Source organism: Bradyrhizobium sp. NBAIM03, assembly GCF_020194055.1.
Classification (GTDB): Bacteria; Pseudomonadota; Alphaproteobacteria; order Rhizobiales; family Xanthobacteraceae; genus Bradyrhizobium; species Bradyrhizobium yuanmingense.
The window spans coordinates 25146-42928 of sequence record NZ_JADYVS010000008.1 but is presented as its reverse complement, the minus strand read 5'-3'; the positions used below and the strand labels follow the sequence as shown (position 1 = coordinate 42928).

Sequence of the window (17783 nt, the reverse complement as noted above, 5' to 3'; positions counted from 1 at the left end):
CGATGAATTCGGTAGAACGTTCCATCCTGTTTTCAGCGGCCGACCGCTATGGAAGCCTTATCCTGGTCTTCGTTGCCACCGCTATCCTCGCTCGTCTGCTTTCGCCGGCAGAATTCGGGGTCTATGCAGTCGTCACTGCCATCACGACGGTGATTGGCGCATCCTTTTTTGAGTTCGGGGGCGGAAACTATCTGATTCAGAAGCGTGAATTATCCACGGCGGACGTTCGCTCCGCGTTCACCATCACGCTCGGAATATCGGTAGCAATTGCGCTTCTGCTGTTCGTGCTTGCGGGCCCGCTCTCGGAGCTCTTTGCCCAGGACAGTCTCAGAAGGGGCATCCAGGTGGCGGCGCTGAATTTTGTTCTAGTCCCGTTTCACGGGACAACATCCGCTCTGCTCCGCCGCGACATGAAATTCGGCACGCTGGCCGTGTGCAACCTGGCAACCGGAGCGGCGACGGCCGTCGCATCGATCGTGCTTGCGATGGCGGGATTCAGCTACATGGCGCCAATCTGGGGCGGATTGGCGGGGAGCATTGTATTCACCGTGATGCTGCTTGCCAATCATCGGGACTGGGGCGTCTTGCGTCCATCGCTGCTCGGGCATCGCGAGGTAGTCAACTTCGGTCTTTACTCCAGCGCGGTCAGCGTCATCAATCTCGTCTACAATCTGGCGCCGCAGCTGCTGCTCGCCAAGATCCTGGATTTTGGATCTGTCGGTCTGTACACCCGGGCTACCAATCTGACACAAATGTTCGACCGGCTCGTCGCGCAGGCTCTAAATCCTGTCATTATGCCGGCGATTGTCGCACAACGCAGGGCAGGGGCGGATCTGAAGGCCGTCTATCTCGAGGCAGTTGAACTCCTTTCGGCTGTGCAGTGGCCGTTCTTGATTTTTGTCGCGCTCATGGCTCAGCCGATCGTTCTGATTTGGCTCGGGCAGACGTGGCTGGAAATAGTTCCCTTGGTCCGCATTCTCTGCATTGCAAATCTTGCGCTATTCGCGGCTTGCCTTACCTATCCCGTGTTCCTCGCTGTTGGAAGCGTACGCGACGCCTTGGTGTCTTCGCTCATCTCGCTACCACCTTCGCTTCTGGTCGTTCTGGGCGCATCGTTTTTCGGCGTAGAGGCTGTCGCAAGCGCGGCTCTCGCAACACTGCCGTTCCAGACCGCCGTGGTGATATATTTCCTCAAACGTCATCTGGCCTTCAGTTCAGGGGAGTTTTTCCGCGCCTCTCTGAAGAGCGGCCTGGTGACGTTCGCTATGGCCCCCGGTGTACTGGCTTGCGCCGCATTGATCGAAGCGGGCATGCTTACTTCCCTGACCGGCCTGATACTGTCGTTCCCCATTGCCGGCCTCGGCTGGTGGTGCGGATTGACAATGACCGGCCATCCGCTGCTGCATCAGCTTCGCCACGTTGCAGACGGGCTCTTCCGGAGTGCGCCGAGGCTGCGTCGATCACGTCCGGCATAATCTGGAGGACAACCATGCCTATAACGAAGGATGTGAAGCTAGGCCGTGACGTCAGGATATTTCATCCCGAGCTGGTCAACCTGTATGGTTGCACCGTTGGCGATGAGAGCAAGATTGGAGCCTTCGTCGAGATTCAGGCGGGGGCAAAGATAGGTGCGCGTTGTAAGATTTCGTCGCATACCTTCGTCTGCGAGGGCGTCACGATCGAAGACGAAGTTTTCATCGGCCACGGTGTGATGTTCACGAACGACAAATATCCGAAGGCGACAACCGCAAATGGTCGTCCTCAGCTGGCTTCGGACTGGACACTTCAGCGCACTCACGTCGGTAGGAGAGCCTCCATCGGCTCGAATGCGACCATTCTATGCGGCGTGACGATCGGAGAGGGGGCCTCCGTAGGTGCGGGAGCGGTGGTGACAAAGGACATTCCCCCCGGCGCAGTCGTGGCCGGCGTGCCTGCTCGGATTCTGGCCGCCGCTGACGACGGGGTGCCAAGCGGTCGTAGCTCAGCAGAGCCGCTTCAGAAAGACTATCACCGGTAATATATATTCTGCTTGAATTTAACGCTTGATTAAATTTAATAGTGGGATTTAAATAGCCGATATAATGTCGATCAAATCAAGGCTTTGAATCTTGATACCCTTCCTGGACCTGAAAGCGCAATACAGCCAGATCAAGCCGGAAATCGACGCCGCAGTGGCGAGGGTCGTCAGTAGCGGGCACTTTGTGCTCGGACCCGAGGTCACAGCCTTCGAGGAACGCTTTGCAAACTATTGCAGGACCACCGCTTGTCGCGCGGTGAACAGTGGCACCTCGGCGCTTCACCTTGCCTTGCTGGCGGCCGGCGTCGGATCCGGTGACGAAGTCATCACGGTCTCCATGACGTTCGTCGCAACAACCGCAGCTATTCTCTACAGCGGCGCCAGGCCGGTATTTGTCGACGTTGACCCGGTAACATGGACGATGGATCCCAGCTTGATCGAAGCTGCGATCACACCGCGAACCAAGGCGATTCTGCCAGTTCACCTCCACGGGCTGATGGCCGACATGGATCCGATAATGGCCATAGCGCGTCGTCACGGGCTGGTCGTCATTGAGGACGCCGCGCAGGCGCACGGCGCGGAATATCGCGGACGTCGCGCAGGCTCGATCGGCGATCTGGGATGTTTCAGCTTTTATCCGGGCAAGAACCTCGGAGCGTTTGGCGAGGGTGGGGCGGTCGTCACCGACCGGCCTGAATTCGCACGCCGCGTGTCCCTGTTGCGGGATTGGGGGCAGGAGGCGAAGTACGACCACGTCATTGCCGGATACAACTATCGCATGGACGAAATCCAGAGCGCGGTACTGAATGTCAAGCTGGACTATATTGAGCATTGGACGGACGCACGTCGGTCGCTGGCTGAGCGATACAATGCGCTGCTTTCTGGTCTTCCATTCGCGCGTCCCCAGCCGCCCCAGTACGTCCGCCACGTGTATCACGTCTATGCGGTCAGATCGGAGCGCCGCGACGACGCGCTGAACCGATTGCGTGATGCCGGGATTGGCGCCGGGATTCACTATCCGGTCCCAGTGCATCTGCAGAGGGCATATGCAGAACTCGGCTATCGGGCCGGTGATCTCCCCGTCACTGAGATGCTCGCGAACGACTTCCTCTCTCTTCCCATCTATCCCGAGTTGCCGCCGGAACGGACGGCCGAGGTTGTCGGAATATTGAGGAGTGCGGCGCTGCGGCCTAGCGCAGACATCAGCACCCGGTCGGAGCATCCACAAAGCTTCATGACATGGTCCCACAACAGGAGAGCGTCTTGATCGATATCAAGGGTAAACGCGTTCTGGTCACCGGCGGGGCAGGATTTATCGGCTCCCACATCGTTGATCTGCTCTGCGACGAGGGCTGCATCGAGATTGTTGCCCTCGACAACATGATCAGAGGCCGGCCGGAAAATCTCCGGCGGGCGCTCGGGCGTGGGCCCGTAAGGCTGGTTCACGGCGACATTCGCGATCGCAAGCTGATGGAAGCGTTGGTCAAGGCTGCCGACATCGTCTTTCACCAGGCCGCGCTCCGCATCACTCATTGTGCGGCCGAACCGCGCCTGGCTAAGGAGGTCATGGTGGATGCCACCTACGACCTGCTGGAGCTGTGCATCAAGCACGACATTGAGAAGATCATCGCGGCCTCTTCGGCATCGGTATATGGCATGGCCGAGGAGTTTCCGACGACAGAGCGGCAGAATGCCTACAATAACCGAACCCTATATGGGGCCGCCAAGGCGTTTAACGAAGGGCTACTGCGGGCTTTCAACGATGCATGCGGCCTCGACTATGTGGCATTCCGGTATTTCAACGTCTATGGCAGCCGGATGGACATCCACGGACGGTACACCGAGGTCTTGATCCGCTGGATGGAGCGGCTGGAAGCCGGATTGCCTCCCGTTATCTTTGGCGACGGCCGTCAGACCATGGATTTCGTCCACGTCCGCGACGTCGCGCGTGCCAACATCCTTGCCGCCAGGGCAAAGATTACCGATGAGGTCTTTAACGTCGGGAGCGGCACTGAAACAAGCCTGACCGAGCTGGCTACGGTACTTGCGTCGGTGATGGGACACCGCGGCCTCACGCCTGAATTCGCGCCGGAGCGCTCGGTCAATCCAGTACCGCGACGGCTGGCCTCGACGGGTAAGGCAGAGCGTTTGCTGGGCTTCCGCACCACGGTTTCGCTGGAGCAAGGGCTCGCAGATCTCGTGAAATGGTGGCGATCCGAGCGCGAGCTCGCTTCGGAACATCAGCGGCAGGCGGCGGCATCGTGATTCCGATCGCAATGTCGCTACTTGCAGATCAAGAGACCGAAGCGGCGCGCCTGGCCGTTCTCTCTGCTTGGGCGTCGGAGCGTTCGAGGCCGAGGCGGAACGCGCGGCCCTGCCATCCGGCTAGGTTCGGTAGAGTCCGCAGACGGGGGTGAGCACGGGTTCGCCCCTGTAGTCGGCTCGGTCGATGCCTGTGCGGCGCCCGCGGAAAGCCATCGGCTGTGAGGCTGAACCACCCCATGAGGCTGATCGAACCTGTGGCAGCCTCAGATACGCAAATTTGATCGATCTCGACCGGACCATTCATGATTTCGATCGTCGTCCCAGCCCACAATGAGAGTTCTGTGATCGCACGGACGTTGAGGCAATGGGTTGGCAACCCAGCTTCGGACCAGATCCGTGTGGTCGTCGTCTGCAACGGGTGCTCAGACGACACTGCGAACGTCGCCCGGCGTTTCGGCCCAGCCGTCAATGTTGTGGAATCGAACATCGCAAGGAAGACCCACGCTCTGAACCTTGGCGATCAAATCGCGGACGTTTTTCCGCGGATTTATGTTGATGCCGATATTCTGATTACCGTTGATGCCATTCTGGCTTTGGCAAGCCGCCTCGATGAAGGTGGCGTTTTGGCGGTCGCGCCTACAGCCGACATCAATCTGGCAGGCTGTTCCTGGCTCGTCCGTAAATACTTCGGAATCCGGTCACGGCTGCCATCCTCGCGTGAGGGTATCGGCGGTTCTGGCGTGTATGCCTTATCTGAGGCGGGACGCAAGCGGTTCGGCCAATTTCCAGACATCACCGCTGATGACACCTTTGTTCGACTTCAGTTCAGACCAGAAGAGCGGGAGACACTGCCCCGCGTTAGGTCCATGGTATTCGCCCCACGCACTCTGCTGCAGCTTATCGCCGTCAGAACTCGTGCCTACAGGGGAACATTCGAGCTCGCCCGGCGCTTTCCTGAACTGCGTGTCAACAAAGGACCGGCGAATGGCCGGGCGCTCATTGCGCTGTTCAAGGAACCTCGCTTATGGGCCGGACTATTGATTTATTGTGGGGTCAACATTGCCGCTCGCTGTAAGGCTACCCTGGGTTCCCGACTTGGAGCTCATCGTTGGCAACGCGACGACACTTCCCGTGAGGTACTATCAGATTCAATCAAGTAAGATTCTAATTCGGCTGGCCTGACAGGAAATCGGACGTGCCGCGCATATAAATCGCTTGATTTTAAATGGCGGCATGTTAATTTAAATTAAAATATTAAATGCAGGCGCCGAGGACCCGATCCGTTCATGGGAGCTTGCGAGCTTGCAGCGTTCTAGGGAGGCCAGCCCATGCTTCTCAGCCCGGTTTTTCACCGCAAGACGTTGCTCAAGAACAACACGCCGCGGTCACCCGGCACTCGGCCGAAACTGCTGGCGGTCTCTTCGGGTGGGGGCCATTGGGTGCAGCTGTTGCGGATCAAACCCGCCTTCGAGCATTGCGAAGTCACGTTCGTCACCGTCCACGACTCCTATCAAGCCCAGGTGCCCGACCACAAATTCTACCTTGTCAATGATGCTAACCGGTTGACCAAAATCGCGCTGTTGAAGGCGGCGCGCAGAATGGCCTGGATCGTTTGGAATGAAAGGCCGGACATCGTCGTTTCGACGGGTGCCGCTCCGGGATATTTGGCACTACGGTTTGGACAAATGATGGGTGCGCGCACTATCTGGCTCGACAGCATCGCCAACATCGAGCAGCTTTCGATGTCGGGAGACCGTATTGGTCATTGCGCCGACCTCTGGCTGACGCAGTGGCCCCATCTGGCGCGACCTGAGGGACCTCATTACACAGGCGCGGTGCTATGAGTTTCCTGGCGGTCGGAATGCCGTCACAGCTGGACCAGCAGCTCCATGTCTTCGCGCATCGTGATTTCTCGTGAAGGCATTGCTTGCATGATTACCTCAAGCTTGAAAGTGGATGATAGTCATGCCTCCTCGAGGGGGACTGGATCGCAGTTGCCCCCGGGCGACCATCTGCGCTGACGCGGTGGTGTCGCGTGACGTTCGGCTACGCGACCGTAGTGTCGTGCGCATCGGCTGCAGGAAGGCAGGTTGGCGCCTGAAGCTGCCCCCGATAGTGGCGACATCTACATTAGATTGATTTATTATCGTTGGGTTAATTGACTTAATATAATAATCTATGACAAATAAATCGCGACGCCGCATCGCGCTCCAGGAATAGGAATAGTCCTTGATGCCCTTGTCAGGTTTGAAAGCTCAAGATCGTCGGGCCAGTTCTGAGATCGATGTAGCGCCAAGTCCGGGCAGGGGTTGGTCTGGGCGGCTCGCCAGCAGGAGGGCGATAATCCCGTGATTCCGATCGCATTACCGTTGGTTGCTGAGGAGGAGGCCGACGCAGCTCGCGCAGCTGTACTCTCCGGCTGGGTCTCGCAGGGCCCCCAGGTGGCAGCCTTCGAGCGCGATTTTGCGGCCCTGGTCGGTGCGCCTTATGCCTGCGCCGTTTCCAACTGCACAACCGCCCTGCATTTGGCGCTCGTCGCCCTGGAGATTGGGCCTGGCGACGAGGTCATCACGGCCAGCCACTCATTTATCGCCACGGCCAATTGCATCCGATATTGCGGCGCGACTCCGGTCTTTGTCGACATCGATCCCGGTACATACAATATCGACCCTAACCGGGTTGCCGAAGCGATCACTCGGCGCACACGCGCGGTGATCGCCGTCCACCAGATGGGTATGCCCTGCGATCTGACAGCCCTCGCCACGCTGGCCGATCGCCAGGGCATCATCTTGATCGAGGATGCGGCCTGCGCAGCCGGCAGCCAGATCCGAGTGGATGGCAGCTGGGAGCGCGTCGGCAAGCCGCATGGGCGGATCGCCTGCTTCTCCTTTCACCCCCGCAAGGTCATCACGACCGGCGAGGGTGGGATGCTCACCACCTCCGATGCGAAGCTCGACCATAAGTTCAGGCTGTTGCGCCAGCATGGCATGAGCGTTCCGGACATCGTGCGGCACGGCTCACAGCAGGTGATCTTCGAGGACTATCTAGTAGTCGGCTACAACTACCGCATGACCGATATACAGGCCGCGGTCGGACGCGAGCAGCTCGAGCGGCTGCCTGCACTGGTGTCTCGACGCCGCGCGATCGCGGCCCGCTATCGAGAAATGCTCGGCAATTTCGGAGGCCTGAGACTGCCGATCGAGCCCGAATGGGCGCGGTCCAACTGGCAGAGCTATTGCGTTGGGCTGCCGGACCGCGTCGACCAGCTCAAGATCATGCAAAGCCTGCTCGATCAGGGCATCGCGACTCGACGCGGCATTATGTGCTCGCACCGGGAAGCGCCCTACGCCAAGGACAAGCACCGCCACGATCTGCGGCACTCCGAGTTCGCGCAGGACAATTCGATTCTGTTGCCAATTTACGCGCAGATGAACGAGGAAGACCAGGAGCGGGTCGCCTGCGCGTTGCGAAGGGAGCTCCAAGCCTCTGCATTGTAATAGGCCGCGTTCCTCAAGGCCCAAGACGCTCTGTGCGTTCTTCATGGCGCGTCATCGAGCAAGTTACGGCTTAGGCTCATCAAAGTGCGGATCCACAATAGGCGAGTTATTCCAAATGCAAAAGCCGCTTGTTAGCTTTGTCGTCCCTTGCTACCGACTGGCTGCTTTCTTGCCAGAATGTGTCGACAGCATCCTCTCGCAGACCTTTGAGGATTTCGAAATCCTCATCATGGATGATTGCTCTCCGGACAACACGGAAGAAGTTGCCAGAACATTCACAGACAGTCGCGTTACCTATGTCAGGAACGAGCAGAACCTGGGAGCGCTCCGGAATTACAACAAGGGAATACTCTTAAGTCGAGGGAAGTACGTTTGGCTTATATCGGCTGATGATCGCTTGCGCCGACCGTACATACTGCAAAGATACGTCGAAACCCTGGAAAATCATCCGGAGGTCGGCCTCGCGTTCTGCCCCGGGGTTAGCCTGAGACGTGGAAAAGAAGGTGCAGTGATAGATTACTCGACCTATGGAGACGTCGATACGATCGTCAGGGGAGAGGAGATCATCAAGCACTCATTGAAAGTAAAAGGAAATGCGATTCTGGCTGCGTCGGTGCTTGTTCGACGTGACTGTTACGAGAAACTGAGCCTCTATCCGGTCGACGTGGTATGGGCCGGAATTCCGGTCGATTTCATATGGGGCGGCGATTGGTACATGTGGCTATTGTTCTCCTTGAACTATCACGTCGCATACTTTGCAGAGCCGATGGTGTGTTACCGTGAACATGAACTCAGTATGACAAACGCCATCACTCAAGAGAAGATCGATATCTGCTGGCACTCCGAGTTGGCCGTCATCACGATGATATCGCAGGCTGCCAAGGAGAAAGGCGCCCTGACAGTATATAAGGCTTGCTTGGGTGCGCTCGCCAACTTCTATGCCAAACATTGTGCCTCAAAACCCTATTCGTGGATGGGGCAGACATCCTGGTCCACTATAGATCTTCAGCAGGTGGAAGCGACACTCGATCGCAGCCCTTATACTGAGCAGGAGAAGGCGTGGATCCGTTCACGCATTATGGTGGCGCTGGCTGAGATCTATTATTCAGAGGGCGATTCTGTATCAGCGAGATCATACTATTTGAAGGGATTGAAGCTGAAGCCTTTCATGCTGCCGGTGTTCTTGAAATTGATTGTTCTTTCATTCGGTGGTCCAGGCCGGCAGGTTCGCGACTTGCTGCGAACCGCTCGAGAGCATTTGGTGCGAGGCTGATTGAAGGATCAGTTTCCGAGTTTAACCGACTCTTTTGCTGTAAGTTCGATGAAGAAGACCCTAGTGATCAGCGACAGGTTTCCTCTGCCTGAGAAGTTTGGCGCTGACATCAGAACCATGAATCTCGCACGATACTTTGCCGGCCTTGGGCCCGTCGATATTGCGTATCTCTCGGATTTGCCCTCCGGCCTGCGACAGATGGCAGGAGCGGGGGGACATCTCGAAAAGGAGGACGTATTCTCCGGGAAGTATTGTTTACAGAAGCTGGAGTACCCTAGAACCTTGCGGGGACGGTTCGGAATGTCGGTCCGTGGCTTTCCGTATCCCGTTAGAGAGTATAGCAAAGCCTCGATGGAGAAGTTGGTCGCGCTAATAGAGTTTGGCGGCTACGATTTTGTGCTGGTGCGATACCTCCGGAATACCGCCGGGCTTTTTGGATTGTCACAGACGGCGAAAATGAAGGTCATCGTTGATATTGATGACGTCCTGACTCTTTCACTCTATGATACGCTGTTTACCCCGACGAATAATGCCTTGAGGAAACTGTTCCGTGCCATCAACAAGGTGCTCCTGACCTACTATCAAACTCGTTGTGTGACCGCCTTTGGCGCCTGCTTGGTATGTTCCGAGAAGGATAAATTGGATCTGTGGGGTGAAAAGGCCTCTGAAAGTATCTTCGTTGTGCCAAACACGTTGGGGATGAGAGGTCCAGGAAAACTCCCCATGGGGAGCGGGTTCGCCGGCCGACACATTTTGCTGTTTATTGGTGCGCTTCACTATCAGCCTAATGTCAGCGGCTTGCTCTGGTTTTTGGAGAACGTGTATCCGCTCTACAGGAATGTGTACCCCGATGCCGTTCTTTTGGTTGTTGGACGTGACCCATTGCCAGAGGTGATCGAAGCTTGCGCTCGCTCAAAGGGAGTCGAGTTGCATCCCGATGTCCCTGATGTCGTCGAGTACTACAAGGACTGTAGAGCGGTTGTTGTGCCATTGCTCGAGGGTAGCGGGACGCGGTTAAAGGTTTTGGAGGCGGCACTCTTGGAGAGGCCCATTATCTCTACAAGGAAAGGTGTAGAAGGGCTGGATGTCGTCTCTGGCGTTCATTTTTTGGAGTTCAATGATGATCGTAGCTTTTGCGAGGCGTATAGGGCCTTAAGCAACGAAACGGTCTATGACGCTCTTGTGGCAAGCGCTGAAAGCATGGTTCTAGAAAGATATTCAAACAGCGCTCTTTCTGCTTCAATGAGCAAGGTGGTTGCATATATCGATTCAAGGAAGGCCAAAATGTCCTCGCCGAGGTCTCACACCCCCCGCAGGGCAACCTTCCGGTGAAGCTTTCAATTAGCTACGAATTCTCATCCGTCCAGAGCGCCACTGCCCAGGTGCGGGACCGGGAGGACCCCTGCAGTCCGCGCCGCATGTCGCAGGCTTGGCCGATCTCTTAGTCAATCGCTCTCATGCCCTTGCACTTCAAGCGTGAGCCTCGGCTTGGACTTACGGTGATCCAGCCCTAGGCAGCGTTCAGCAGGAAAGCTACCTGGTCGCCCTGCTGTTCAATATTCAGCGTTGCCGCCCTCTTGGCAAACTCTCTCATTTCCCGCCGGCTGAACAAATCGTCTGGTCTGGATGATGCGAGCGGCTTGGAGCTCCTGTACATTTCGCTTCCCCAGAACTGAAATGCAGTCGAGTCGTCGATTGATTGCCTAACACGCAAACCACAGCGCTCCGCCAATGCACTCATTCCCTTGCGAGAGGGTATCACAACGTGGCGCGGCGCATCCAGTTGCACCCAGTTCGGGCCGTACTCTCTCCACGCATGCGAGGATGAAGTTGGGATGCGAACCAGAATGCGGCCACCGGGCGCAAGTAGCCTTCTTGCATTGCTAAGACTTTGGTCCGGCTCAGGCATGTGTTCTAACGAATGATTGAACATGATGAAGTCGAACTCGCCGGACATACTCTGAAGATCCGATTTTCGAATCGTCACGGCACCTGCTGTTGGTTCGACAATGTAGGGATCGACTCCTGTAAGATTCTTGAACCCTGCCGCAGACATTCTGTAAAGAAGTTTCCCGGACCCGCAGCCTACGTCAAGCACCCGAGAACAGGGATTAATTCCAAAGCATCCGATGACCGCTACGATGGGGTCGTACCTCACAAAGGACGCCACGGCTCCCAATATGCTTTTGGTGCCAAGTGCGTGCGCGTCCCTGACGGCAGTAACACGCGAATTTCGCGACGGTCTGGAGAATGAGTAATACCCATCGGGGTAAAGGCGGCTCTCATCGGCTACGTCCGATAAGCGCTGGATCGTCCCACAATCACTACATTCCTGGTACTCAAACCGCTCTTTTGTGCCAAACATCATCTCAATAAAGACGTGGTGGCGATGTTCGCTGTCTGACAAGCAAGTTTTACAAATCATATCGAGTACCTAGCCACAACGGCGGATCGACTGCCGGCTCAGCGATCGGTGAGGCCGTAGAGGTGCAGTGTCCTCACTATGATGCGAAACTGACGAGCTTGCCGACGCCTTCGGCCTGATCGCTCTGTCCAACCTTCTTGATCGGGCCGTCACTTTGCATGCCCCGCCTGTCGTTCTCGCCGGGTTGCGGCCCGCGGGCAATCAAGCGGAACTCCGTTGGCGCCCGGGGGTCGAAGCTTGTTGTATCTGCAATGAATATAATAAACAAACTGCCGGCTGTCCAAATTAAATAGGCAAAGATCGTATGTTTAATTCCGAGAGCTTCCTCTTAAAGTTCAACCGAAGCCCGCGTCGCCCGGGATTAGGCTGCGCCGGCGTGGGCTTTGCCGGGCGCACCCCGTAAACGTTGAGCATGGTCGGGGCGCGAGGCCGGTATTTCAGTCGAAGCTCGATGCTATAATATAACCAAAACGCCTCCCCACTATTTAAATAAATGGCGATTGAAAATTAAATCAGATTTAATTATGTTGAGGCGCGGAGGAGCCCTCCGAGGGGCTCCGGGTCTGACAGGCGGGATGCCATGCGTCCTGAGGCGACACGGAGTTTTATTCTTGAGTGCAGACAAAGCGGTGAGTAGGCGGAATTTCATGTGCTTGCGGACTGCGTCTCCGGCGGGCCCGAGAAAGCCATTCTTGGTTTGCGCGCTGAAGAATTGCAAAAAGTCTGGCGAGCGAACCGGGAGGTCGTGCAGATGGCGCCGGCGTGTCAGGCTCGACTGAGCAGGAGCATTTCGTGATGTCCAAGGCACATCCGCCCAAGGCTGGAGGAAGGGCTGAAGACCCCTTGGTCACGGTCGTGATGTGCGTGTACAACGCTGGTAAACATTTTCGTCCGTCGCTGTTGAGCATAATTAATCAGACATACAGGAACCTGGATATTCTCATTGTCGACGATGGTAGCTCGGACGGTTGCTTCAGCTCAGTTCAGGATTTGCTGGTAGATGAGCGTGTTCGCGTGATCCATCAAGCGAACTCAGGCAAGCCTGTTGCTATCAATCGAGCGCTCGATCGGATCCGTGGCGAGTTTTACGCAATTCAAGACGCGGATGACATCAGCTATCCAACTAGAATCGAAAAGCAGGTTCGTGCGCTGCTCAACAGCCCGCATTTGGCTGCCGTGTTCTGCGGCAACGAGCTCATCATCAACGAGAGATTCATGGCACCCGTGTTTTCGCCGAAAAGCGAGAGCGACTGCCAGTCCGAGATCAGGGCCTTTCAAATGCCGGCTCTCGATCCCACGGGAATGTTTCGAATGTCATTGGTTGGCGATATACGGTTCGAGCCGTCATTAATGGTTGCCGAGACCTGCGATTACATATGGAGAGTCGGGGAGGTGCATCCGATGATCGTATTGGGGGAGTGCCTTTATGCCTACCGCATTCTTCCCAATTCCCTCAGCCGACGGGCGCCAACCTGGCGGAAGCAGTTTGAGGTCGATGTCTTCAGGCGAGCATGCGAGCGGCGCGGTTTGCGGTTTGAGCAGGGTTGCGCGAATGCGATGTGCGGCTACAGACGATCTAACAACAGTTTATTGGACAACAACATCGCCGCCCATTTCATCAAGAGCGTGCTGGATTGGCGTAGGTCGAACCGTCGGTTGTCGGCATTAAAGACGGGTTGGCAATGTGCGTGTTTGCACCCAACGGATCCGCACTACTACAAAGCGCTGGTTTACGCCTTGATTTCACCCAGCGTAGCGAGCCGCCTGCGTCGTGACTTCCTGGCGACTCCCCTGGAGACGACGAAATGAAGCGCCTCGTAGGGAGGAACCGTCGCCTTGTGGGGCGCCTCGGCTTCGAGCGCGCTGCTTGTTTGCAGAACTTCTCAGATATTTGAGGTACTCGCGTTGACCCGCAAAAGCTTAGAATTGGAATCGGGTTCTCAGCTTACGTATCTGTATGGTCGGCAGCGGAGTCCAGTTGGTCGCGCGGCGGGGGCGCCGCGTTGGGGGACGGAACTGTATCTGAAGCTATTGTTGGTCGCGATTGTCTTGCCCGAAGGGCTGTCTTTCTTCGTCGGCGATTTTCGCCTCTCGGTTGCTCGAGTTCTAATTTTCTGTTCCTTCATCGCCGCGCTACAGCAGCTTGGACAGCGTCTAGGCACGCGAACCGTCGTCTGCGTCCCATCGGATATCTTGGCTCCGCTTACGGGCGTTTGGATGATGTTGGCTGCCACAGTCACTGATGGTCCGGCGGGTTTTAAAGGGGCTGGAATCGAGGCGCTCGAATTTGTGGGCGCATACCTGACGTTCCGGTTTCTTCTCGGGCCGGTCGATAGTTCCGTTCGAATAGCACGGTTCTCCTGCAAGCTGATGATTGTGATCGTCGGCATAGCGCTCCTTGACCCGCTGAGTGATAAACTGTTCACCTATGAGTTCATCAAAGGTATTACCGGCTATGCGAAGCTCAGTTACGATGGACCATTAGCAATCAGGGCTGACACGTTCTATCGGGACGGTGTCGTTCGCGCCATGGGGCCGCTCGAGCATTCGATATTGTTCGGTGCTGTTTGCGTTTGGTTTGGGGTCGTGGCCTTCACTACGTTCAGGCACCAGGTACTCGGCTGGGGTGTGGCGGGCATCGCCCTCATCGGTGTGTGGTTTTCGCAGGCGCGCAGTCCATTGTTGGCCTATTTGATCGGATTTGCGCTGGCGAGTTTCTATGCCGCAAGCCCTCGCTTCGCTGCCCGATGGAAGTTGGTCGGGTTGTGTGTGACCGCGCTACTCCTTGTTGTTTTCACTTTCTCTGGCAGCCCGGTCGCAACCCTTGTGCGCCTCAGCGGAGTAAGCCCGGAGGCGGCATGGGCTCGCCAAGCGATTTGGGACACGGGAGGACCTGTGGTCCTCGGTTCGCCGATCTTCGGAATTGGTTTGAACGGCGACTGGAATTGGCAGTCGCATGGCGCGCTCGTGAGTTCGAGCGTAGATGCCTTTTGGCTCGCCACCGCAATGTCGTATGGAATTCCGGGAAGCGCGTTGATCCTTTTGACAATTGCCAGCGCATGCTGGCTTGGCTCGATCGACAAATCGCCTCACCTTACTCCCGAAGAGAGACGGCTGTCAGTGGCGCTCGGAATTGTAATAGCGACGATCGCTTTTCTAGGGTTCATTGTGCACTTTTGGGGCATTTGTTGGATCCTCATCGCTGTGTTTACCGGGATGCGAGCGAACCTCGCGGAGACCGCCATACTGCGCGATAGAGCCGCACCAGCGGCGCAAACGAGGTGCAACCCGATTACCGGAGACATTTGAAGACGGTGGACCGCGAGGTCATTACGCTGGCAGGGATGCCGATCAGGATTTCTCGCTGCGCAGGACTAAAGCATGAAGGTTTCCATTATCATACGAACTTACAATCGTGCGTACATCATCGGAGAAGCGATCGAGAGTGCCTTGAATCAGACGTATGGGAATTTCGAGATAATCGTCGTTGATGATGGATCCAAAGACGGCACGGCCGCAGCGGTGAAAAAGTTTCGAAGCGACAAAGTGCGTTACATTCGGCATGATCGCAATCGCGGGGTCAGTGCGGCAGGCAACACGGGTATAAAGGCCGCCAACGGCGATATCATTGCTCATCTGGATTCGGATGACCTGTGGAAGCCGGAGATGCTCAGCAGTCTCGTCGATGTTTTGCGTCGGCATCGTCAGATTGGCGCGGTGTTCTGTGACGTTGAGGTCGACCGTGGCAGATCCACGTCGTCAATTGTCTCAAGCATGCGTGCATTTCCGAAACTGCTCGCATCGCGCTCGCGCTCTGATTTCGATGTCTTTCTCTTCAGCAGCCGTGAGATGTATCTGTGTTTGCTGGAAGAAGTGCCTATCAAGCCGACTGCGGTATTGATCCGGCGCACTGTTCTGGATGAGCTTAGAGGTTATAATGAATCATGGTGTTCGGGCGAGGACTGGGAACTGTACCTGAGAATCTCGAAGCATCATGGATTTGGATACGTCGATCGCAAGCTCGCAGTTATGCGGGTACTCGAGGATTCAACCCTATCGAAATTCCAGGAGGAGGATAAGTCGTCCTTGCTGCAGCTGGCAGTGAGCGAGAAGAAGGGGCTTCGGCGAGATCGCGAAGCACTCGAAGCGGCAAATCGTGCAATCGCTCGGCATTGCAAGGATCTGGGATGGATCTATCTGCACTCGGGAAGACGAATGAAATCGATCTCAACCTACGCTCGCGGATTTGCCGAAACGGGACACGTACCTCTCGTTATGAGAGCCGGCGTGGCTCTTATGCCTCTGTCGCTTACTGCGGGTTTGAAAAAGCTACTTCTATCCAGCGATCGCTCGCTCGCTCCATGAGAGATCTTTCCGGCGAAGTGGTCGATGGTCCCTGTGTGCGTGAATAGAATGACTCAAAACCACATCTCCGACAGGCCGGCGGCACGGCGGATTGCATTCGCCACGATCGGGGATGGGCGCCAGGTCGGGTTCTGGTCCGGTACCCCGTTTCACATGTCGAGATCGCTCGCAGGTGAAGGTCACGAGTTGGTCCATATCGGTCCGTTGAGCGCACCGATACTGCCCCTATACAAGACGTATTCCAGGCTTTGCCGTGCCTTTCGCAGGCGCGGCCGTTCCCCGTTGCATGCGGGGGCGGTCGTTGCACAGTATGCAGCGGACTCAGCGCGTAAAATCCGAGCGGTGTCGCCCGATATCGTCTTCGCGCCGGCCGGCTCTACCTTTGCATGGAGTGTGCCTAACGGCGTTCCGCTCGTCTATGCGTCCGACGCGACCTTTCGGCTCATTGAGAACTACCATCCTAACTATCGAAACTTGTCGCGAGGTGCTCGGGACGTCGCTGAACGCGTGGAGCGGGACACGATCGCGCGCGCGGATCTGATCCTCTACCCGTCGGAATGGGCAGCCGAATCTGCCATCAGGGACTACGGTGCCGACCGTAGCCGGGTGCATGTCATTCCTTGGGGCGCCAACCTTGAAGAAGCGCCGGATCGTGCCTCCGTGCTAGGTTGCCGCAAGCCGGGTCCCTGCCGTCTGCTCTTCATCGGCGCCAACTGGGAGGAGAAGGGCGCTGACATCGCGGTCGGCGTCCTCGCTGAACTGAGGAAGAGGGGCATGGAGGCGGAGCTCGTGATCTGCGGATGTACTCCGTCGAAGTCAGTTGCTCAGGATGGCCTGACGATCATCCCTTATCTCGACAAGTGTGATCGCGAACAGCGCAACCGATTGGATCAACTCTATCGGGACGCGGATCTATTTCTGCTGCCGACCCGGGCGGATTGCTATGGAATCGTGTTCTGTGAAGCCGCGGCCCATGGAGTACCGAGCATTGCGCCGGCCACTGGCGGCGTCCCCTGCGTCGTCCGCAACGGGGAGACGGGCTTGTTGTTGCCACCGAACGCGACGAAGGCGGAGTATGCGGCGGTCATCTTCGAGACCTTTGCTAACCAGGATCGGCTGGCATGCCTGAGACAATCGAGCCGCGACGCCTTCGAAGCCCGATTGAACTGGCAGGCTTGGGCCCGGCGGGTTTCAGATCTGATGGAAACTCTATGATCGTCTTGAATTATCATGAGCTGGTGGAAGCCTCGCCTTCGAACGCGTGGTGCCTGACTCATGAAGCGTTCGAAGTGCATCTCGCACTTTGCGGGGAAGCGCTGGTCTCGCCCCAGAATTTTCTGGAGCATTGCTCCGATCCGACATCCCACGGCACCGGCGCGGTCCTGTTGACTTTCGACGATGGATTTATTTCGGACTATACGCATGTCTACGCCCGTTACATGACGACCGGTCGTATTCCGGGTTTCATGTCCTTTATCCCGGTAGACTTTGTAGGCTCGCCGGGACGTATGAGTTGGGACATGATCGAGGAGCTTGCCAAGGGGGGTGTTGCGATCGGTTCACATGGCATGGCCCACGTCGATTTGACGACCGTCTCGGACGCAGAGCTCGAGCGCGAGCTCGGTGTGTCCAAGTCGATGCTCGAGGATCGCCTCGGTCGACAGGTAGCTCTCTTCGCTTTCCCATATGGACGGTTTTCCCGACGGGTCTGGGAGGCGGCGCTGAGGGCTGGCTACACACACCTCTTTACAATCCAGCTTGGATCTCATCGCGGCTTCGAATCTTTTTTGTACTCCCGCCTTTGTATGACGAACAACATGGATGCTGAGTACATGCGCCGCCACTTGCGCGATCCGGATGCGATGCGCGGCGTTTCCTGGAAAATCAGCACAAAGCTCGGGCTCTATCGCCAACTCATGCGCTTGCGGTATCACTAGCGCT

The 17783-nt window shown here is 56.8% G+C and carries 15 protein-coding genes; 14 read left to right on the top strand and 1 reads right to left on the bottom strand.

Annotation, left to right across the window (positions count from 1 at the left end; all coding sequences use genetic code 11):
* Positions 1–2 precede the first annotated feature (2 nt).
* The 9 genes from I6F21_RS13910 to I6F21_RS13870 all read left to right on the top strand — a co-directional run bounded on the left by I6F21_RS13910 (position 3) and on the right by I6F21_RS13870 (position 10384).
* The gene (locus tag I6F21_RS13910; protein WP_225139929.1) at positions 3–1475 is read left to right on the top strand and encodes a lipopolysaccharide biosynthesis protein; all 1473 of its coding nucleotides are present in this window, start codon (positions 3–5) and stop codon (positions 1473–1475) included.
* 14 nt (positions 1476–1489) lie between these two features.
* Positions 1490–2017 carry an acyltransferase gene (locus tag I6F21_RS13905; protein WP_036029176.1) on the top strand — a complete coding sequence of 176 codons (528 nt, stop codon included), beginning with the start codon at positions 1490–1492 and terminating at the stop codon, positions 2015–2017.
* Between the two features lie 91 nt (positions 2018–2108).
* The gene (locus I6F21_RS13900; RefSeq protein ID WP_225139930.1) at positions 2109–3284 is read left to right on the top strand and encodes a DegT/DnrJ/EryC1/StrS family aminotransferase; all 1176 of its coding nucleotides are present in this window, start codon (positions 2109–2111) and stop codon (positions 3282–3284) included.
* Between the two features lie 5 nt (positions 3285–3289).
* On the top strand, positions 3290–4282 hold the full coding sequence (locus I6F21_RS13895; RefSeq protein ID WP_036029234.1) for an NAD-dependent epimerase/dehydratase family protein: 993 nt from the start codon (positions 3290–3292) through the stop codon (positions 4280–4282).
* 302 nt (positions 4283–4584) lie between these two features.
* Positions 4585–5442 (top strand): glycosyltransferase, encoded by an 858-nt coding sequence (locus tag I6F21_RS13890; protein ID WP_225139931.1) that lies wholly within the window; start codon positions 4585–4587, stop codon positions 5440–5442.
* Between the two features lie 168 nt (positions 5443–5610).
* A complete protein-coding gene (locus I6F21_RS13885) occupies positions 5611–6126 on the top strand; it encodes a UDP-N-acetylglucosamine--LPS N-acetylglucosamine transferase (protein WP_225139932.1) in 516 nt (171 codons plus the stop codon).
* Between the two features lie 504 nt (positions 6127–6630).
* On the top strand, positions 6631–7779 hold the full coding sequence (locus I6F21_RS13880) for a DegT/DnrJ/EryC1/StrS family aminotransferase (protein WP_225139933.1): 1149 nt from the start codon (positions 6631–6633) through the stop codon (positions 7777–7779).
* Positions 7780–7894: 115 nt separating this feature from the next.
* On the top strand, positions 7895–9052 hold the full coding sequence (locus I6F21_RS13875; RefSeq protein WP_225139934.1) for a glycosyltransferase family A protein: 1158 nt from the start codon (positions 7895–7897) through the stop codon (positions 9050–9052).
* 48 nt (positions 9053–9100) lie between these two features.
* On the top strand, positions 9101–10384 hold the full coding sequence (locus I6F21_RS13870) for a glycosyltransferase (protein ID WP_225114276.1): 1284 nt from the start codon (positions 9101–9103) through the stop codon (positions 10382–10384).
* 178 nt (positions 10385–10562) lie between these two features.
* Here the strand turns inward: I6F21_RS13870 and I6F21_RS38815 are convergent, their stop codons facing one another.
* Positions 10563–11417, bottom strand: a complete 855-nt coding sequence (locus tag I6F21_RS38815; protein ID WP_225139956.1) for a class I SAM-dependent methyltransferase — start codon at positions 11415–11417, stop codon at positions 10563–10565.
* A gap of 855 nt (positions 11418–12272) precedes the next feature.
* Here I6F21_RS38815 and I6F21_RS13860 point away from each other — a divergent pair.
* The 5 genes from I6F21_RS13860 to I6F21_RS13840 all read left to right on the top strand — a co-directional run bounded on the left by I6F21_RS13860 (position 12273) and on the right by I6F21_RS13840 (position 17779).
* Entirely contained in the window at positions 12273–13286 is a 1014-nt protein-coding gene (locus tag I6F21_RS13860; protein WP_225139935.1) for a glycosyltransferase family A protein, read from the top strand.
* 225 nt (positions 13287–13511) lie between these two features.
* Positions 13512–14786, top strand: coding sequence for an O-antigen ligase family protein (locus I6F21_RS13855; RefSeq protein WP_225139936.1), 1275 nt, complete (start codon positions 13512–13514; stop codon positions 14784–14786).
* Positions 14787–14858: 72 nt separating this feature from the next.
* Positions 14859–15842 (top strand): glycosyltransferase, encoded by a 984-nt coding sequence (locus I6F21_RS13850; RefSeq protein WP_225114272.1) that lies wholly within the window; start codon positions 14859–14861, stop codon positions 15840–15842.
* Positions 15843–15866: 24 nt separating this feature from the next.
* On the top strand, positions 15867–17057 hold the full coding sequence (locus tag I6F21_RS13845) for a glycosyltransferase family 4 protein (RefSeq protein WP_346656817.1): 1191 nt from the start codon (positions 15867–15869) through the stop codon (positions 17055–17057).
* Entirely contained in the window at positions 17054–17779 is a 726-nt protein-coding gene (locus I6F21_RS13840) for a polysaccharide deacetylase family protein (RefSeq protein WP_225183260.1), read from the top strand. The genes I6F21_RS13845 and I6F21_RS13840 overlap by 4 nt, the downstream gene beginning before the upstream one ends.
* The last annotated feature ends 4 nt before the right edge of the window (positions 17780–17783 follow it).